Annotated in this window: 15 protein-coding genes; 8 read left to right on the top strand and 7 right to left on the bottom strand. The window is 59.9% G+C overall.

Annotated features, from left to right (window positions below; all coding sequences use genetic code 11):
- The first annotated feature begins 69 nt into the window (after window positions 1-69).
- From AC1DNI_RS09525 to AC1DNI_RS09500, 6 genes are all read left to right on the top strand, one after another.
- Complete coding sequence (locus AC1DNI_RS09525; protein WP_477691702.1) at window positions 70-1,020, top strand: carbohydrate ABC transporter permease; 951 nt, start codon at window positions 70-72, stop codon at window positions 1,018-1,020.
- 13 nt (window positions 1,021-1,033) lie between these two features.
- Window positions 1,034-1,873, top strand: coding sequence for a carbohydrate ABC transporter permease (locus AC1DNI_RS09520; protein ID WP_027231947.1), 840 nt, complete (start codon window positions 1,034-1,036; stop codon window positions 1,871-1,873).
- On the top strand, window positions 1,870-2,931 hold the full coding sequence (locus AC1DNI_RS09515) for a Gfo/Idh/MocA family protein (protein WP_477691701.1): 1,062 nt from the start codon (window positions 1,870-1,872) through the stop codon (window positions 2,929-2,931). Before AC1DNI_RS09520 ends, AC1DNI_RS09515 begins: the two co-directional genes overlap by 4 nt.
- A gap of 28 nt (window positions 2,932-2,959) precedes the next feature.
- Window positions 2,960-3,961, top strand: coding sequence for an ABC transporter ATP-binding protein (locus AC1DNI_RS09510; RefSeq protein ID WP_477691700.1), 1,002 nt, complete (start codon window positions 2,960-2,962; stop codon window positions 3,959-3,961).
- A 147-nt stretch (window positions 3,962-4,108) separates the two neighbouring features.
- Window positions 4,109-5,170, top strand: coding sequence for an L-glyceraldehyde 3-phosphate reductase (gene mgrA, locus AC1DNI_RS09505; RefSeq protein WP_477691699.1), 1,062 nt, complete (start codon window positions 4,109-4,111; stop codon window positions 5,168-5,170).
- 107 nt (window positions 5,171-5,277) lie between these two features.
- The gene (locus tag AC1DNI_RS09500; protein WP_477691698.1) at window positions 5,278-6,597 is read left to right on the top strand and encodes a UDP-glucose dehydrogenase family protein; all 1,320 of its coding nucleotides are present in this window, start codon (window positions 5,278-5,280) and stop codon (window positions 6,595-6,597) included.
- A gap of 105 nt (window positions 6,598-6,702) precedes the next feature.
- Here the strand turns inward: AC1DNI_RS09500 and AC1DNI_RS09495 are convergent, their stop codons facing one another.
- The 6 genes from AC1DNI_RS09495 to AC1DNI_RS09470 all read right to left on the bottom strand — a co-directional run bounded on the left by AC1DNI_RS09495 (window position 6,703) and on the right by AC1DNI_RS09470 (window position 13,320).
- Complete coding sequence (locus AC1DNI_RS09495; RefSeq protein WP_477691697.1) at window positions 6,703-8,406, bottom strand: ArnT family glycosyltransferase; 1,704 nt, start codon at window positions 8,404-8,406, stop codon at window positions 6,703-6,705.
- Window positions 8,403-8,723, bottom strand: coding sequence for a lipid-A-disaccharide synthase N-terminal domain-containing protein (locus AC1DNI_RS09490; RefSeq protein WP_027231938.1), 321 nt, complete (start codon window positions 8,721-8,723; stop codon window positions 8,403-8,405). The genes AC1DNI_RS09495 and AC1DNI_RS09490 overlap by 4 nt, the downstream gene beginning before the upstream one ends.
- Entirely contained in the window at window positions 8,716-9,447 is a 732-nt protein-coding gene (locus tag AC1DNI_RS09485) for a glycosyltransferase family 2 protein (protein ID WP_027231937.1), read from the bottom strand. The genes AC1DNI_RS09490 and AC1DNI_RS09485 overlap by 8 nt, the downstream gene beginning before the upstream one ends.
- Before the next feature lie 93 nt (window positions 9,448-9,540).
- On the bottom strand, window positions 9,541-11,190 hold the full coding sequence (locus AC1DNI_RS09480; protein ID WP_477691696.1) for a thiamine pyrophosphate-binding protein: 1,650 nt from the start codon (window positions 11,188-11,190) through the stop codon (window positions 9,541-9,543).
- The gene (locus tag AC1DNI_RS09475; RefSeq protein ID WP_477691695.1) at window positions 11,174-12,361 is read right to left on the bottom strand and encodes a CaiB/BaiF CoA transferase family protein; all 1,188 of its coding nucleotides are present in this window, start codon (window positions 12,359-12,361) and stop codon (window positions 11,174-11,176) included. Before AC1DNI_RS09475 ends, AC1DNI_RS09480 begins: the two co-directional genes overlap by 17 nt.
- Window positions 12,362-12,363: 2 nt before the next feature.
- On the bottom strand, window positions 12,364-13,320 hold the full coding sequence (locus AC1DNI_RS09470) for a lysophospholipase (RefSeq protein ID WP_477691694.1): 957 nt from the start codon (window positions 13,318-13,320) through the stop codon (window positions 12,364-12,366).
- 483 nt (window positions 13,321-13,803) lie between these two features.
- Between AC1DNI_RS09470 and ettA the strand changes: the two genes are divergently transcribed.
- Together ettA and AC1DNI_RS09460 are read left to right on the top strand one after the other, a co-directional pair.
- Window positions 13,804-15,453 carry an energy-dependent translational throttle protein EttA gene (gene ettA / locus AC1DNI_RS09465; protein ID WP_477691693.1) on the top strand — a complete coding sequence of 550 codons (1,650 nt, stop codon included), beginning with the start codon at window positions 13,804-13,806 and terminating at the stop codon, window positions 15,451-15,453.
- A gap of 6 nt (window positions 15,454-15,459) precedes the next feature.
- On the top strand, window positions 15,460-16,242 hold the full coding sequence (locus AC1DNI_RS09460) for a BglII/BstYI family type II restriction endonuclease (RefSeq protein WP_036814458.1): 783 nt from the start codon (window positions 15,460-15,462) through the stop codon (window positions 16,240-16,242).
- On the opposite strand, the gene AC1DNI_RS09455 is transcribed toward AC1DNI_RS09460, so the two are convergent.
- On the bottom strand, window positions 16,212-16,856 hold the full coding sequence (locus AC1DNI_RS09455) for an MT-A70 family methyltransferase (protein ID WP_228017962.1): 645 nt from the start codon (window positions 16,854-16,856) through the stop codon (window positions 16,212-16,214). The genes AC1DNI_RS09460 and AC1DNI_RS09455 overlap by 31 nt on opposite strands.
- Between the last annotated feature and the right edge of the window lie 110 nt (window positions 16,857-16,966).

The raw sequence follows: 16,966 nt of genomic DNA, 5'->3' as shown, positions 1-16,966 counted from the left end.
ATCATCCGTGTGAACGGCCGTCATGCGCCGCAAAAGTCGTGACCAAGAATATCAGGGGACTCTGATTTAATGAGCACAGTCGAACAAGCAATCGTTGATCGGGGCGCCGACAGGCGGCCGCGGCGTTGGCACATTCTGGTGTTCCTGGCGCCGGCGGTGCTCGTCTATACCGCCATCATGATCCTGCCGCTCATCGAGACGCTGCGGCTGTCCCTCTTCAATGTGAAAGACGGTCAAAGCGTTTTCGTCGGTCTCGGCAATTTCAATGTGCTATTCGGCGACCCGCGCTGGGCTGCGAGCTTCTGGAACGCGCTGCGCAACAATTTTATCTTCTTCCTCATACACATGATCGTGCAAAATCCGATCGGCGTCGCCCTTGCGGCACTGCTCTCGGTGCCGAAGCTGCGTTTTGGCGCTTTCTACCGAACGGCAATGTTCCTGCCGACGCTTCTGTCCTTCGTCATCGTCGGTTTTATCTGGAAGCTAATCCTGTCGCCGATCTGGGGCGTATCGCCATTTCTCCTCGATCTCGTCGGTTTGAAGTCGATCTTCTCGCCCTGGCTCGGCAAGCCCGGCACGGCGCTTATTGCGGTCTCGCTCATCTCCGTCTGGCAATATGTCGGCATACCGATGATGCTGATCTATGCGGCGATGCTCAATATTCCCGATGAAGTTCTCGAAGCTGCGGAATGCGATGGCGTCACCGGCTGGAGCCAGTTCTGGAAGATCAAGCTGCCGTTGATCCTGCCGTCGATCGGCATCATTTCGATCCTGACCTTTGTCGGCAATTTCAATGCCTTCGATCTCGTCTACACGGTTCAGGGCGCGCTGGCGGGTCCTGACGGTTCGACGGATATTCTGGGCACTCTGCTTTACCGCACTTTCTTCGGCTTCCAGCTGCAGATCGGTGACAAGTCCATGGGCGCGACGATTGCGACAGTGATGTTCCTCATCATCCTCACGGGCGTTTGCCTCTACCTCTTTGCCATCCAGCGGCGCATGCGCCGGTACCAGTTTTAAGCGAGGCACCAAAATGGCAAAACCAACCGCATCGCCGCTTCGCACGGGCCTCGTCCATCTCGCACTCGGAGCCTATACGCTCATCGCGCTGTTTCCAGTGTTCCTTGTCGTCATCAACTCGTTCAAGGACCGGGCCTCGATCTTCCGCGACCCGCTTGCGATCCCGACACCCTCAACGTTCAGTCTCATCGGTTATAATACGGTGCTCACCCAGGGCGACTTCGTCCTCTATTTCCAGAACAGTTTCATCGTTACCGCCGTATCGATCTTCTTCGTGCTGCTCTTTGGCGCGATGGCGGCTTTCGCCCTCTCCGAGTATCGCTTCAAGGGCAATACGCTTATGGGCCTCTACCTTGCCCTCGGGATCATGATCCCGATCCGCCTTGGAACGGTCGCGATCCTGCAGGGTATGGTCGCGGCGGGCCTCGTCAACACGCTGACAGCGCTCATACTTGTCTATACCGCCCAGGGCCTGCCGCTTGCAGTGTTCATCCTCAACGAGTTCATGCGGACCGTCTCCGACGATCTGAAAAATGCCGGCCGTATCGATGGTCTTTCGGAGTATTCGATCTTCTTTCGCCTGGTGTTGCCGCTGGTTAAGCCCGCAATGGCAACGGTGGCCGTCTTCACGATGATCCCGATCTGGAACGATCTCTGGTTTCCGCTCATCCTGGCGCCAAGCGATGCGACGAAGACCGTCACGCTCGGATCGCAGGTGTTTATCGGCCAGTTCGTGACCAACTGGAACGCCGTTCTTGCCGCCCTTACGCTGGCGATCGTGCCGGTGCTGGTCCTCTATCTCATCTTCTCGCGGCAGCTGATCCGCGGCATCACGTCGGGAGCCGTCAAATGACGACAGAAAAGCCTATCCGTGTGCTTGTTGCCGGCCTCGGCAATATGGGCCGCAGCCACGCGCTCGCTTATCACAACAATCCCGGCTTCGAGATCGTCGGCCTGGTAAACCGGTCTGTCGTCCCGTTGCCGGAGGAACTCGCTTCCTACACGATCCATCCGTCCTTCGAGACTGCGCTGGCCGACCTCAAGCCGGATCTCGTATCGATCAATACCTATTCCGACAGCCATGCCGACTATGCGGTTGCGGCCATGGCGGCAGGGGCCGACGTCTTCGTCGAAAAGCCGCTCGCGACGACGGTAGCTGATGCGGAACGGGTCGTTGCCGCGGCTAAGCAATACGGCCGCAAGCTGGTGATCGGTTATATCCTGCGCCACCATCCGTCATGGATGCGATTGATCAGCGAGGCACGCAAGCTTGGCGGTCCCTACGTTTTTCGCATGAACCTCAACCAGCAATCGTCGGGCACGACGTGGGAAACCCATAAGTCGCTGATGAAGACGACGTCGCCCATCGTCGATTGCGGCGTGCACTATCTCGACGTGATGCTGCAAATAACCGATGCCACGCCGACGGAAGTGCGCGGCATGGGCGTGCGGCTCTGCGATGAGATCGATGCCGGCATGTATAATTACGGCCATCTGCAAGTGCTGTTTGATGACAGGTCGGTGGGCTGGTACGAGGCCGGGTGGGGTCCGATGATGTCTGAGACGGCCTTCTTCGTGAAGGATGTGATCTCGCCGAATGGCTGTGTCTCGATCGTCATGGACCAGAACGCGAAGTCCGACGATATCGACTCGCATACGAAGACTTCGACCATCAAGCTGCATTCGGCAAAGACCGGCAAGGACGGCCGCTTTGCGACGCCCGATGAGCTTCTGAACATGGCCGGGGAACCCGGGCACCAGGAACTCTGCGATCTCGAGCAGGCCTTCGTGCTGAAAGCAATCCGCGAGAATCTCGACCTGGACCGGCACATGCGTGACGCCGTGCGCTCGCTGAGCGTCTGCCTTGCTGCGGATGAAAGCGTGCGGACCGGCAGGCCGGTAAAGCTATAATTTAGAATCAACGAACGGGAACAAGACATTGGGTTCTTTGAAGATTGAGAATATCCGCAAGTCGTTCGGCCAGGTCGACGTTCTTAAGGGCATCGACCTTGAGGTTGCGGATGGTGAGTTCGTCATATTTGTCGGCCCCTCGGGCTGCGGCAAGTCCACCTTGCTGCGGGTCATCGCCGGACTCGAAGACGCGACCTCCGGCGATATTCTGATCGACGGCAAGAAGGTTAACAACACGCCGCCCGCCAAGCGCGGCATCGCCATGGTGTTCCAGACCTACGCGCTCTATCCGCACCTTTCGGTACGGGACAATATGGGTCTCGGGCTGAAGCAAGCAGGCAAGCCCGCCGAAGAGATCAAGGAACGCACCAAGATCGCGTCATCAATGCTGTCCCTCGACGATTATCTAGAGCGGCGCCCGGCAGAGCTTTCGGGCGGTCAGCGCCAGCGTGTAGCCATCGGCCGTGCGATCGTTCGCGAGCCGGAACTCTTCCTCTTCGATGAGCCGCTTTCCAACCTTGATGCAGCGCTCCGGGTGAACACACGCCTCGAAATTGCGCGCCTGCATCGCCAGCTCAAGGCGACCATGATCTATGTGACGCATGACCAGGTTGAGGCAATGACCCTCGCCGACAAGATCGTGGTCCTCAATAAGGGCAGGATCGAGCAGGTCGGCTCGCCGATGGAACTCTACAATGCGCCGCAGACGATTTTCGTTGCCGGCTTCATAGGTTCGCCGCAGATGAACCTTATCGATGCCACGAAACTCGGACAGAGCGGCGCCAAGACAATTGGCGTTAGGCCGGAACATATCGATGTCAGTAAGACATCGGGCGAATGGAAAGGCTCTGTCATCCATGTCGAGCATCTCGGCGCCGACACGATCATCTACCTTCAGACCGATTTTGGTCCGCTGACGGTACGCCTCTTCGGCGAGCACCAATATGAGGTCGACAGCACGTTGTTTGCGACGCCGATGCCGGGCCGCACCTATCGTTTCGACAATGACGGGCAGGCCATCAAGGGCTGAGACGCCGAGCCGGGCCGTAGCCCGAAAATCGCGCTGTGGGCGATAGGGGCACCAAATCCGCCCATGACATCGATGGGGTATTGCGCCATAGTCCGGCTCGCGCGGAATCACGCGCGAGTTGCAATACTTCAGGGCAGGACGACGACGATGGGCTGGACACCGGATACCAAGCGCTACGACAAGATGAAATATAATCGCTGCGGCAAGAGCGGTCTGCGGCTGCCGGCCATTTCGCTCGGCCTGTGGCACAATTTCGGCAACGACACCCCGCATCAGCTCAAGCAGGCGATCTGCCGTCAAGCCTTCGATCTCGGCATCACCCATTTCGACCTCGCCAATAATTACGGACCGCCTCCGGGCTCGGCTGAGGAAGCGTTCGGCGAAATCTTGCGAACCGATTTCAAGGGATACCGAGACGAACTGATCATTTCCTCGAAGGCCGGCTACAATATGTGGCCCGGTCCCTACGGCGAGTGGGGCAGCCGCAAATACATCATCGCGAGCTGCGACCAGAGCCTCAAGCGCCTCGGTCTCGACTATGTCGACATCTTCTATTCGCACCGTTTCGATCCGGATACGCCGCTGGAAGAAACGATGATGGCGCTCGATCACATTGTCCGGTCCGGGCGCGCGCAATATGTCGGTCTTTCCTCGTATAATTCAAAGCGCACGCGCGAGGCGGAGGCCATCCTCGAAGAGCTTGGCACGCCGTGCCTCATCCACCAGCCGAGCTATTCGATGATCAACCGCTGGATCGAAGATGACGGCCTGATCGACACGCTTGAAGAACTTGGCATCGGGTCCATCGTCTTTTCGCCGCTGGCGCAGGGCATGCTGACTGACAAATATCTGAAGGGCGTTCCTGAAGAGAGCCGCGCTGCGCAGGGCAAATCCCTCAATCCGGAATTTTTGAGTGACCGCAACCTCAAGAATATAAGCGCGCTCAACGCCATTGCCTCAAAGCGCGGGCAAACGCTGGCGCAGATGGCGCTGGCGTGGGTTCTGCGCAAGGGACGTATCACCACGGCGCTGATTGGGGCGAGCAAGCCGCAGCAGGTCGTCGATTGCGTCAAGGCGCTGGACAATCTCGAATTCAGCGATGCGGAGCTCGCGGAAATCGACAGCTACGCCAACGACGCCAATATCAATCTCTGGGCAGCTTCGGCCGAACGCAAGGGTCCTGAGCGCAAGCCCGTGAAAATGGATTGATGCCCGCCATTTGCAATCGCCTGGGCCGTCAGCGTCACAGGCGATTGGCAGCGCAGCGCTAATATGCGAAATGTCTGCGCCAGAGTTATGCTGATTGGAGCCTTTCAATGAAGATTGCGATGATCGGGACCGGATATGTCGGTCTGGTATCGGGTGTTTGCTTTGCCGAATTCGGCTTCCAAGTCACCTGCGTCGACAAGAACCCCGCGATCATCGAGCGCCTGCAGGCCGGCGAAGTCACGATCTTCGAGCCGGGGCTCGACGATCTGCTCGACCGTAATGCCAAGGACGGACGTCTCGTATTCACCACTGATCTTGCGACGACTGTTGCCGATGCGGATGTCATCTTCATCGCCGTGGGCACGCCGTCGCGCCGCGGTGATGGCGAGGCTGACCTCCAATATATCCATGCAGCCGCAGACGAGATCGCAGCGGCGATGAAACCCGATGCCGTCATCGTCATCAAGTCGACCGTCGTCGTCGGCACCAATGCCGATGTGCGGGCGCGCATCGCCAAGGCAAGGCCGGGCGTTGCGTTCTCGATGGTATCGAACCCTGAATTCCTGCGCGAAGGCTCTGCTGTAGAAGATTTCCTCCGGCCGGACCGTGTGGTCGTCGGCGTGCATGATGAGGCGGGTGCGATCGCGATGAGGCGGGTCTACCGCCCGCTTTACCTACGTGAGACGCCGATGATCGTCACGACGCTCGAAAACGCCGAGATCATCAAATATGCCGCGAACGCTTTCCTTGCCATGAAGGTGACCTTCATCAACGAGGTCGCCGACCTTTGCGAGAAGGCCGGCGGCAATGTTCAGGACGTCGCCCGCGCAATCGGCATGGACAATCGCATCGGTTCGAAATTCCTGCATGCCGGGCCTGGCTTCGGCGGTTCCTGCTTCCCGAAGGATACGCGCGCCTATGCCGCCACAGGCCGCAAGCTTGACGCGCCACAAACGCTGATCGAGCAGGTGGTCTCGATCAACGAGCAGCGCAAGCGTTCCATGGCGGAGCGGGTGATAGAGGCCGCGCAGAAGCACGGCGTGAAGAGCGTCGCGGTCCTCGGCATCGCCTTCAAGCCGAATACCGACGATATTCGCGAGTCTCCGGCACTCGATATCATTCCGCTATTGCAGAAAGCGGGGCTGACAGTTCGGGCGCATGATCCGGAGGCGCGCACCGCCGCCGAACAGGTGCTGAGCGGCGTCAACTGGAGCAAGTCGGCCTATGAGGCCGTGGAAGGGGCGGGGATTACGCTGCTTCTCACCGAATGGAACGTCTACCGGGCCCTCGACCTGAAGCGAGTCGCAAGCCTGATGGATGGGAACATCCTGTTTGACCTGCGCAATGTCTATAGCGGGCAGGACCTCGACGGCACCGGCCTCGAGTACCATTCCGTGGGGCGGCCGCTGATCGGCAGAGCAAATTGAGCCACTTAAGGTTCAGCCTTGAAGCTCTAGCGGAAACGGTGTTCTCTCCCAGAACTTGCCGATCTTGTACGTTTTGACCGTAGCCGCTCCCCAAAAGGGTTGTGGTTAGGGCGCAGCCCTATACAACGTCACCGTCGTGCGCCGACCTTTGCTGTAGTTGATGCCGGAGACGGTGGCGATGGCGGCGACGGATTTCTCGCCCTCCGGCAGGCTGGCGATGAAGCCGTTGCGCTGTCCTTCATCGACTGCTGCAATCGCGCATTTCGGATCGGCCATAATATGCTGGGCGGCTCCGGCGCCGTCGGTCAGCACTGTATTCGTGCCGGCAAGGAAGACGAGGCTGGGTTCGGCATAGCTGGCGGAGGCCAGAACGCTGTCCGGGCAGGGCTTTGCTGCCTTGTAGGCATCGGCGATGGCCGGGCTAAGCCACATTGGCGTCAGGGCAGGAACGACGCCCCATGTGAGCAATCCGAGGGTAATTATAGCAAAGGTTGCAGAAGCTTGCAGTGCACCCTTCAAGTTGTGATTCAGGATGAGCCCGCTGGCGAAGAGCCCCGCGGCGAACGCTGTGAAGAAGGCGATGATGCCGGGAAGCGAGAAGGAGCCTGTCATCACGTAAGGCAGGACGAGGCCTGCGCCCATAAGCGCGAGCGTTGCGGCGGCAAGGCCGAGCAGGGTCAGCCGTTCGATCCAGATCTGCCATTTGCCCTGATACGGCCCCGATGCTACCCCGGTGTCGATAGCCCAGGCCATGATCAGGAGAAGCGCTGGATAGGCGGGCAGGACATAGTGCGGCAGTTTGGTGGGGATCAATTCCGTCACCAGCCAGAACGGCACGTACCAGGCGACGAGAAAGGCAAGGCGCGGATCTTCGCGCAAGCGCCCCAGCGCCTGCAGGCCGCCGCGGACTGCCAGCACGCCGAACGGCCAGATGAAGAAGACGAAGATCAGGGCGAAATAGCCAGGCGGTGCGCCATGGCTTTCCTGCGCGTCACCCACCTTGGAAAGGAAATCCTTGTTGACCGATTCGTTGAAGAAGGCGCCGCCGCTTTTCATGGTGATCATGATCAGCCAAGGCAGGACGATCGCAAGCAGGATGAGGATGCCGGCAAGGGGCTTCAGCCGCTTCAGCCAGCGCCATTCGCGGTAGTAGAGGCTGAGCGATGCCATCGTGAGCAGGCTGACGAAAGGCGTAATGGGTCCCTTGATCAACACGCCGACAGCCGTCGCCACCCAGAAGGTAAGCGCGGGCGCCCAGGTCTCGGCCGCTTGCCTGCGGCTCGCCATCCACATGAAGGCGAGCGCCGCCTGTGCAATGACGACCGTTGCAAGCACCGTGGCGTCCGTCTTGGCGACGCGCGCTTCAAAGCCGAGCATGACGATCGAGGCGAGGGCAATCCCGGCGAGAAGACCGGCGCTCTGCCCGAAGAGGAAAGCGCCGAGCGTTGCGGTTGCCAGCACGGCTACGGTCGCGCCAGCCACCGAGACGAGGCGGTAGGCCCAGGCGGGCGCCTTGTCGTCAAAGCCGGTCAGCTTCAAGGCAGCGCTTTGCAGCCAGTAGATGCCGATCGGCTTCTTGTAGCGCGAGGCGTCCTGAAAGCGGATATCGACATAGTCGCCGCTTTCCGCCATCTGGTGAGTGGCCTGGATATAGCGCGACTCGTCGCGGTCGAGCGGGGGGATCGAGGCGATGCCCGGCACGAACGAAACGATGCAGATGAAGACCAGCAGCAGATAGTGGCTCAGGCGTAACCGCCGCGGCGTTGTGGCGGCAGGCGTTGTCTCTATGTGGCTCGCCAATGCGCTCACGAGTCTTGCGTCATCGCTTTCTTCTCATTGGCGATCAGCCAGAGATTGCGAACGTAAACGACAAGTCCGAGGCCTTGTCCGGCGATGAAGACGGGGTCCTTGCGCACGATGGCATAGACAAACAGCAGCGCGCCGCCGAACAGCGAGAAGAACCAGAACGTGACAGGCACGACGCTGCGTTTTGCACGTTCCGATGCCAGCCATTGCAGGACGAAGCGCATGGTAAAGCACGCCTGCGCAAAGAAGCCGAGCACGACCCAGGCATCGAACTGCGCGACGAATACCGAGTGCAGCCAATTGGTTATAGCGTCAGCCATGGCTGATCTCCGTGATAGTTGGGACAGTCTTGCGGCGTTTTCTCAGCCACCAGACACCATATAGATCGAGAATGCCGCGCAGGCCGCGGTCGAGAATGCCGTAGTTGGACTTGCCGTGCCGCCGTTCGCGATCGACGACGTCGACATGGACGACGCCATAGCCTTCGCGAATGACGAGGGCGGGCAGATAGCGGTGCCAGCCGTCGAAGAAGGGCAGTTCGCGAAAGATCTGCGTGTGCAGCGCTTTCAGGCCGCAACCGGAATCGCGCGTGTTGTCCTTGAGGATCGCACCGCGCAGGCGATTGGCATATTTCGAGGCGAACTGCTTGAGCTTGGTGTCGGTGCGCTTCAGGCGCTGGCCCGCAGCGATGCCAGTCCTTGGACCGGCTTCAAGAAGGGCATCGGCAAGCTGCGGCAGATAGGCAGGGTTGTTCTGGCCGTCGCCATCCATGGTCACGACGACGTTGCCCTTGGCGGCGAAGACGCCTGAACGAACCGCGGCGCTCTGGCCGGCGGATTTGTCATGGCGCACATGGCGCAGCGGCTTGCCTGCCATGATGCGGCCGGCGAGCACGTCGCCGGTGGTATCCGTCGAGCCGTCATCCACGACAATGACCTCGTAGCTGCGGCCATCCATGGCGGCATCCACTTCATCGAGGAGAAAGGCTAGATTGGCGGCCTCGTTGCGGCAGGGAATAACGATGGTGATTGCCGGATTGCTCAAGTCAGACGCTTTCGTATTGTCTCATCAGGCGCGCTCCATAACATTGAACGCACCGGCTTGCCATACCTCAAATTCACGCATCGCCCGGGCTGATCACCGCTTATCGCGAATGTCTGACAATGTCCTTGTCGGCGTGATTGCTTCCGGATCGAGCCGGATTTCGATGATGGCGGGCTTGCCGCTGGCAACTGCCCGTTGCCATGCCGCTTCGAAAGCATCCGTCGTTTCGACAGTCTCGCCATGGCCGCCAAAGGCACGGGCAAGCATCGCGAAATCGGGATTGGTGAGTTCGGTGGCTGAGACGCGCCCCGGATATTCGCGCTCCTGGTGCATGCGGATCGTGCCGTAAATGCTGTTGTTGATGACGAGGACAATGATCGGCAGATCATACTTCACCGCGGTTGCGAAATCCTGGCCGTTCATCAGGAAACATCCGTCGCCGGCAAAACACACCACCATGCGGTCCGGGTGAAGCTGCTTGGCGGCGACAGCGGCCGGCAAGCCGTATCCCATCGAGCCGGAAGTCGGGGCAGCTTGCGTGCCGAAGCGGCGGAAACGATGAAAACGATGCAGCCAGGTGGCGTAGTTGCCCGCACCGTTGGTCATGATCGCATCTTCCGGAAGGACGCTTTCGAGGTAGGTCATGATGGGCCCCATCGCAACCTTGCCCGGGCCGGTCTGCGGCGGCGTCGACCAGCCAAGATAGGATTGGTGCGCCGTTTCGGCTTCGCCCGGCCAGTTGATATGCGATGGTGGCGCAAGGTGTTCCACCACGGCCGCGAAGGCATCGGCCGCGGCATTTATGGCAAGGCTTGGGCGATAGACCCGCCCGAGTTCCTCCGCATCCGGATGAACGTGGATCAGCATCTGTTTCGGGTAGGGACTGTCCATCAGCGTATAGCCTGAGGACGGCATTTCACCGAAACGGCCGCCGACGAGGAGCAGAACGTCGGCCTCCTTGACCCGCGCGCCCAGCGCCGGATTGATGCCGATGCCGACATCGCCGGCATAATTGGGGTGGAGATGGTCGAACAGCATCTGGCGACGAAACGAGCAACCAACCGGAAGCTGCCATTTTTCGGCAAAGCGCGTGATTGAATGAACCGCTTGCTCGCTCCAGCGCGAGCCGCCAAGAATCATGAATGGCTTCCGGGCGCCTTGCAAAAGATCGGCGAGTTTCTCGATAACAGCAGCGGAGGGGCCGGTTTCAACCGGCTGCCAGCCTTGCGCCGCGACGGCTTCCACCTTGTCGGTGAGCATATCTTCGGGCAGCGCAAGTACGACCGGCCCAGGACGGCCGGAGGTCGCAACGGCAAAGGCGCGGGTGACAAACTCGGGGATGCGGCGGGCATCGTCGATCTCGGCAACCCATTTTGCCGTGTCAGCAAAAAAGCGGCGGTATTCGACCTCCTGAAAGGCCTCGCGTTCACGGGCGTCGCGCTGCACCTGGCCGATGAAGAGGATTAGCGGCGTCGAATCCTGCATGGCGATGTGGATGCCGGGGGATGCGTTGGTTGCACCTGGACCCCGGGTGACGAAACAGATACCGGGCTTGCCCGTGAGCTTGCCCCAGGCGTCCGCCATCATCGCGGCCCCGCCCTCGGCCCGGCACACCGTCACGCCGATATTGGCGTCGTAGAGCGCGTCCAGCACCGCAAGATAGCTCTCGCCCGGAACACAGAAGAGCCGCTCGGCGCCATTGGCGACCAGAGCTTCAACGATCAGTTCACCGCCGGTTTTCATCGGTAATATCCTTCAATTCGTTCAATATGTCGGCGCTGTGTTCGCCGAGGCGGGGCGAGGGACGCTCGTACTGCAGGGGGGTCTTGGACATGACGATAGGCGTGCGCACGGAAGGGATAGTGCTGCCGAGGCTATCTTCAAGGTCAAGGCGCAACTGGCGCGCGATGATCTGCGGGTCGTCGAACATTTCGCCAATCCCGTTGATGGGGCCGGCGGGGACGGCATTGCCGGCGCAGGCCTCGAGCAATTCCGCCCGGCTCCGCTTTGCCGTTTCGGCGCGGATCAATGCGGTCAACTCCGCGCGGTGTTCGAGGCGGGCACGATTGGTCAGAAATCGCGGATCGCTTGCCAGCGCATCGAGGCCGACGATCGAACAGAAGCGGGCAAACTGACCGTCATTGCCAACGGCAAGGATCATATGCCCATCCGCTGTCGGCACCACCTCGTAGGGCGAAATATTCGGATGGGCATTTCCCATCCGGTGCGGGCTCTTGCCGGTCGCAAGGTAGTTCATGGCCTGGTTGGCCATGACGGCCGACTGGACGTCAAACAGCGCCATGTCGATCATCTGGCCTTCGCCGGTCCTGGCGACATGCGCCAGCGCGGCCTGAATGGCGATCACCGAATAAAGTCCCGTGAAGACGTCGGCGACGGCGAGGCCGACTTTTTGCGGTTCGCGGTCCGGCTCGCCGGTGACGGACATCAGCCCCGACATGCCCTGGATGATGAAATCATAGCCCGCCTGCGCCGCGTAGGGACCAGTCTGGCCAAAGCCGGTGATCGAACAGTAGACCAGCTTGGGGTTGTCGGCGCTGAGGGTTTCATAGTCGAGGCCGTATTTGCGTAGCCCGCCCACTTTAAAGTTCTCAAGAACGACATCTGCCGTCCGGCAAAGCGCGCGCACGGTCTCCTGTCCCTCGGGCGTCGCGAAATCGGCAGTAATCGAACGCTTGCCGCGATTGCAGGCGTGGAAATAGGCGGCGGAAAGGTTCTCCCCCTCGCTGCTGGTGATAAAAGGGGGTCCCCAGCCGCGCGTTTCATCGCCGCCGGCAGGGTTTTCCACCTTGATCACATCGGCGCCGAGGTCCGCGACGATTTGTCCGGCCCAGGGTCCCGCCAGTACGCGGGCAAGTTCAACGACACGGATACCTTTGAGGGGTGCATCAGGCATGATCAGTTTCGTACCAGTTCTTTCGTTGAATGTTGGGCGACGCGCAGCGCCCAGGACGCAAAATCCTGCATGATCTCGTCACGGTTGATTTCGTTGAGGCCCTCATGGCGCGTGTCTTGATAGATCCGGCTTTCGACGTCGGTGAAACCGAGGCGCAGGAGACGCTCTTCGAGGTCCTTGATCGACTTGCCTTTCGCTGTTGCCGGATCCTCGGCGCCGCCGACAAGATTGAATGGCAAGTTGCGGCGCAAGGTGGCGAGAAGAGCATCGTTGGTACCGACGTTCATGAAGTCGAAAATGTCGCGCCACATGCTGACCGTCGGGTCCCAGCCCGAAAGCGGATCGGCGAGATAGGCATCCACCTCGTCAGGATCGCGCGATAGCCAGTCGGAAGCCGTGCGGGCATTCTTGACCCTGCGGCCCCAGTCGCGAAAGGTAAGCTTTGGCAGGATCATGCTCGGGACGTCGGAACCGAGGAGCATCCGTTCTGCCCGTAAAATACCGAGCGCAAGGCGATTGAGGGACGCCGTTGAAAAGTTGGCGTTCCAGATTGCGGCCCCGCTGACATTCTCGGGGTGCTTCAGGATATAGTTGAGCGCAACCAGCCCGCCCATTGAATGGCCGAAGAGGATGAGCGGCATTCCGGGATTCCGGTTGCGGGCGAGGTGGTTGACGACGTCGACATCGTCGAGCACATGCTGGCGCCCGGCTTGTTCGGCAAAGCGTCCTGCAGGGGCTCCCGGCGCTTTGGTCAGACCATGGCCGCGATGGTCATGGGCATAAACGTGAAAGCCCCTTGCGCTCAGAAACTGCGCAAAACGGGCATAGCGCAAGGAGTGCTCGCTGACGCCGTGGCAAATCTGGACAATGCCGCATGGCTCCGCTTCTGCCTGGGAGACCCGAACGGCAAGCGCGGCCCCCGTCGCAGTGCGTATTGTCTCAACATCTTTGAATGCCATTCGCAGCCTCCCGCCCGCAATTGAAAGGGTGGCGCGCGATTAGTCAATGCGGAATAAGTCCATATCAATATCGCCCAAATTATCGCGGAGCTGCCTATTAAATAAACAGATAAAACTTTGTGCAACTTTCTTTTGCAAAACCACTTGCAATCGATAAAAACATGCCGCAGAACTTCACTCCGAAAGAAACGGGTTCTGACCTTTCGTCGCTTTTGCAGATGATCGAGCTGCCCATCTTGCCAGTTACATGGCCGTTCAAGGGAGACGAGGACGCTCCCCGAATGCGGCACCAGAGGGGAAACCGGGTGACGGAAATATCCGCGCCCGGTTTCGCTCATTTTGGGACAGGTATTATCTGAAACCAGCGTGAGGTGCGGGCCGGGCCGCGAAATAAAACGCCCGCGCATTGCCACCGGAGCGCCTTTCCCCTAAATACGGCGCAACTTCATTCACACGAATACGAACATCGGAGTGACGCGCGTTATGGCACGCCAATTCATTTATCATATGGCCGGTCTCAATAAGGCCTATGGCACCAAGAAAGTTCTCGAGAATATTCATCTCTCCTTCTATCCCGACGCCAAGATCGGCATTCTCGGCCCGAACGGCGCCGGTAAGTCGACGATCCTCAAGATCATGGCGGGAACGGATAAGGAGTTCACCGGGGAGGCCTGGCTTGCTGATGGAGCAACGGTTGGCTATCTCGCGCAAGAGCCTGCCCTCGACGCCAGCAAGGACGTCATGGGCAATGTGATGGAGGGTGTCGCCGACAAGAAGGCGATCCTCGACCGCTATAACGAACTGATGATGAACTATTCCGACGAGACCGCCGATGAAGGCGCCAAGCTCCAGGACATCATCGACGCCAAGAACCTCTGGGATCTGGAATCGCAGGTCGAGATGGCGATGGAGGCGTTGCGCTGCCCGCCGGGCGACGCCGATGTCAGCAAGCTATCCGGCGGTGAACGCCGCCGCGTCGCGCTGTGCCGCCTTTTGTTGTCGCAACCTGACCTGTTGCTTCTCGACGAACCGACCAACCATCTCGATGCCGAAACGACTGCATGGCTTGAAAAGCACCTGCGCGAATATCCCGGCGCCGTCCTCCTCATCACCCACGATCGCTACTTCCTCGACAATGTGACCGGCTGGATCCTCGAACTCGATCGCGGCCGCGGCATCCCATACGAGGGCAACTACTCGGCCTATCTCGAATCCAAATTGAAGCGCATGCAGCAGGAAGGCCGCGAAGAGGCTTCGCGCCAGAAGGCACTTGAGCGCGAGCGCGAGTGGATCGCCGCAAGCCCGAAAGCACGCCAGGCCAAGTCCAAGGCCCGTATCAAGGCCTATGACGAACTGGTCGATGCGGCCAATGACCAGCGTCCGGGCGACGCCCAGATCATCATTCCAGCAGGCGAGCGCCTTGGGCAGGTGGTGATCGAAGCCGAGAACCTCACCAAGTCTTTCGGCGACCGGGTCCTGATCGAGGACCTCACCTTCAAGCTGCCTCCGGGTGGCATCGTCGGCGTCATAGGTCCGAACGGCGCCGGCAAGACGACGCTGTTCAAGATGATCACTGGCCAGGAGAAGCCGGACTCCGGATCGATCCGCATCGGTGACACTGTCCATCTCGGCTATGTCGATCAGAGCCGCGATCACCTTAAGGGCGACAAGAACGTCTGGGAAGAGATTTCGGGCGGCAACGACATCATCAAGCTTGGCAAGCACGAGATGAATTCGCGTGCCTATGTCTCTGCCTTCAATTTCAAGGGTGGCGACCAGCAGCAGAAAGTCGGCAATCTATCGGGCGGTCAGCGCAATCGCGTGCACCTTGCCAAAATGCTGCAGTCCGGCGGCAATGTCCTGCTTCTCGACGAGCCGACCAATGATCTCGACACCGAAACGCTTTCGGCGCTCGAGGATGCGCTCGAAAAGTATGCGGGCTGCGCCGTGATCATCAGCCACGATCGCATGTTCCTAGACCGTCTTGCGACGCATATCCTTGCCTTTGAAGGTGATAGCCACGTCGAATGGTTCGAAGGAAACTTCGAGGAATATGAGAACGACAAGATCCGCCGCCTCGGCCCGGACAGTGTCAATCCGAAGCGTCCCACCTACAAGCGCCTGACGCGGTAAGGCCGCATGTTCGAGCGGCTAAAGGAACGAGGTTTTGATATACTGGCGCTTCACCACGCCGAAGCCATCGTCACCATGGACATGGCCGGCGCGGAGAACGATCTCGAAACGGTGCTGCTCGATCTGACGATCCCCGTCACCGAAATTGTCGCGGGCGGGGGAGGCGAGGCGCGGCTGACGCAGCGCCTGCGCCGTGGTCTCGCCGAACGGGGCTGGAGCAAGCGCAATATCCGCGTTCGCAAGACCGTGCGCTGGTCCGAATTCGATGAGGAAAGGGAGGTCGCCTCCCTCTCCCATGAAATCGATCATGTGAAGGCCTTCGGGCCGCAAGGCTCGGTGTTCGCGCTCGAAATCGAGTGGAACAACAAGGACCCCTTCTTCGACCGCGACCTTGAAAGCTTCAAGCGGCTGCATGCCGAGGGCGCTGTTTCCGTCGGCGGGCTTATTACCCGCGGCGAGAGCCTTCAGAACGATATGCGGACGATCCTGCGCCGCTTCGCAGATGAAAGGGCGGTCGATGAACTCGGCCAGCTCGACAGCTTCAATTACGTTCCGACGCGGCGTCAGCGCGAAATGATCCTGACAAGGGCCGAGCGGACCGGCGACTTCCGGCAAGCATGGGTGGATGCATTCGTCGGCGACAAGTTCGGCGAGGCGACGACCCATTGGCGCAAGCTGCGCGACCGCGTCTTGCGCGGCGTCGGCAACCCATGCCCGCTTGTCCTTATCGGCATACCTTCATCGGTGGTGACGTTCGATCACTCCGCGGCCTCCGCCGCCGAATTATAGGCGTAGGTCTTCCAGGTCGGCTTGTAGTCTTCGTCGGCCTGATTGCCCCAATAGGTCCAGTTTGGCCGGGTCCCGCGCGCAAAAAGTTCGAGATAGGGACCCTTCGAGCAGCTTTCGATCAGATCGTACTGCTCGTCGGGCTTGCGCGAGTGTTCGCGTTTGCGCGACGAAAGATAGTTCACCTGGCTGCGGCCCGGCGCCAGTGTGCGGGCGTTCTTGCCGCGAACGCCGAAGAGCAAGACTTCGGTGACGTTGCGGAAATAGAAGCCGACGCCGCGCCCGTCAGAGCCGCCATCCTTGCGCACCTTGTGCCAGATGATGTTCGACTTGTACTCGAATCCCCAGGATTGCATGACCCGCAGCCCTTCCGGCAGCAGCGCATTCGGCACCCACAGGTAGAGATGCGCAGGTTGCGCCGTCAGGTCGGCGATCGGCAAGGCGCAGATGTCGTCGGTCGTCATCGTGCCGTAGCGCGACAGGCGCTTGTGCTCCGGAGCGACCTTTCCGGTGCGATTGGTGAAACGCCACGGCGGATCGGCAAGGACGGTGTGATAACGCTTTCCTGCGGTTCGTTTCGCCAAATCTATGGCTGCGTCCATAACTTCAGCGTTCACGACAAACCTCCGGTGAGAAAAGAACGAAAGCAGAACACATAACGATTGTCAATCGGAGACGATTCGCCTTTCCAGTGGGTTGTAGCATGCCATAGGCGCAAGGTATTGCC

This window comes from Phyllobacterium sp. 01N428, from assembly GCF_056399405.1.
Note: the sequence above shows the minus strand (reverse complement) of the source record. Positions and strands in the feature narration are given on the sequence as shown.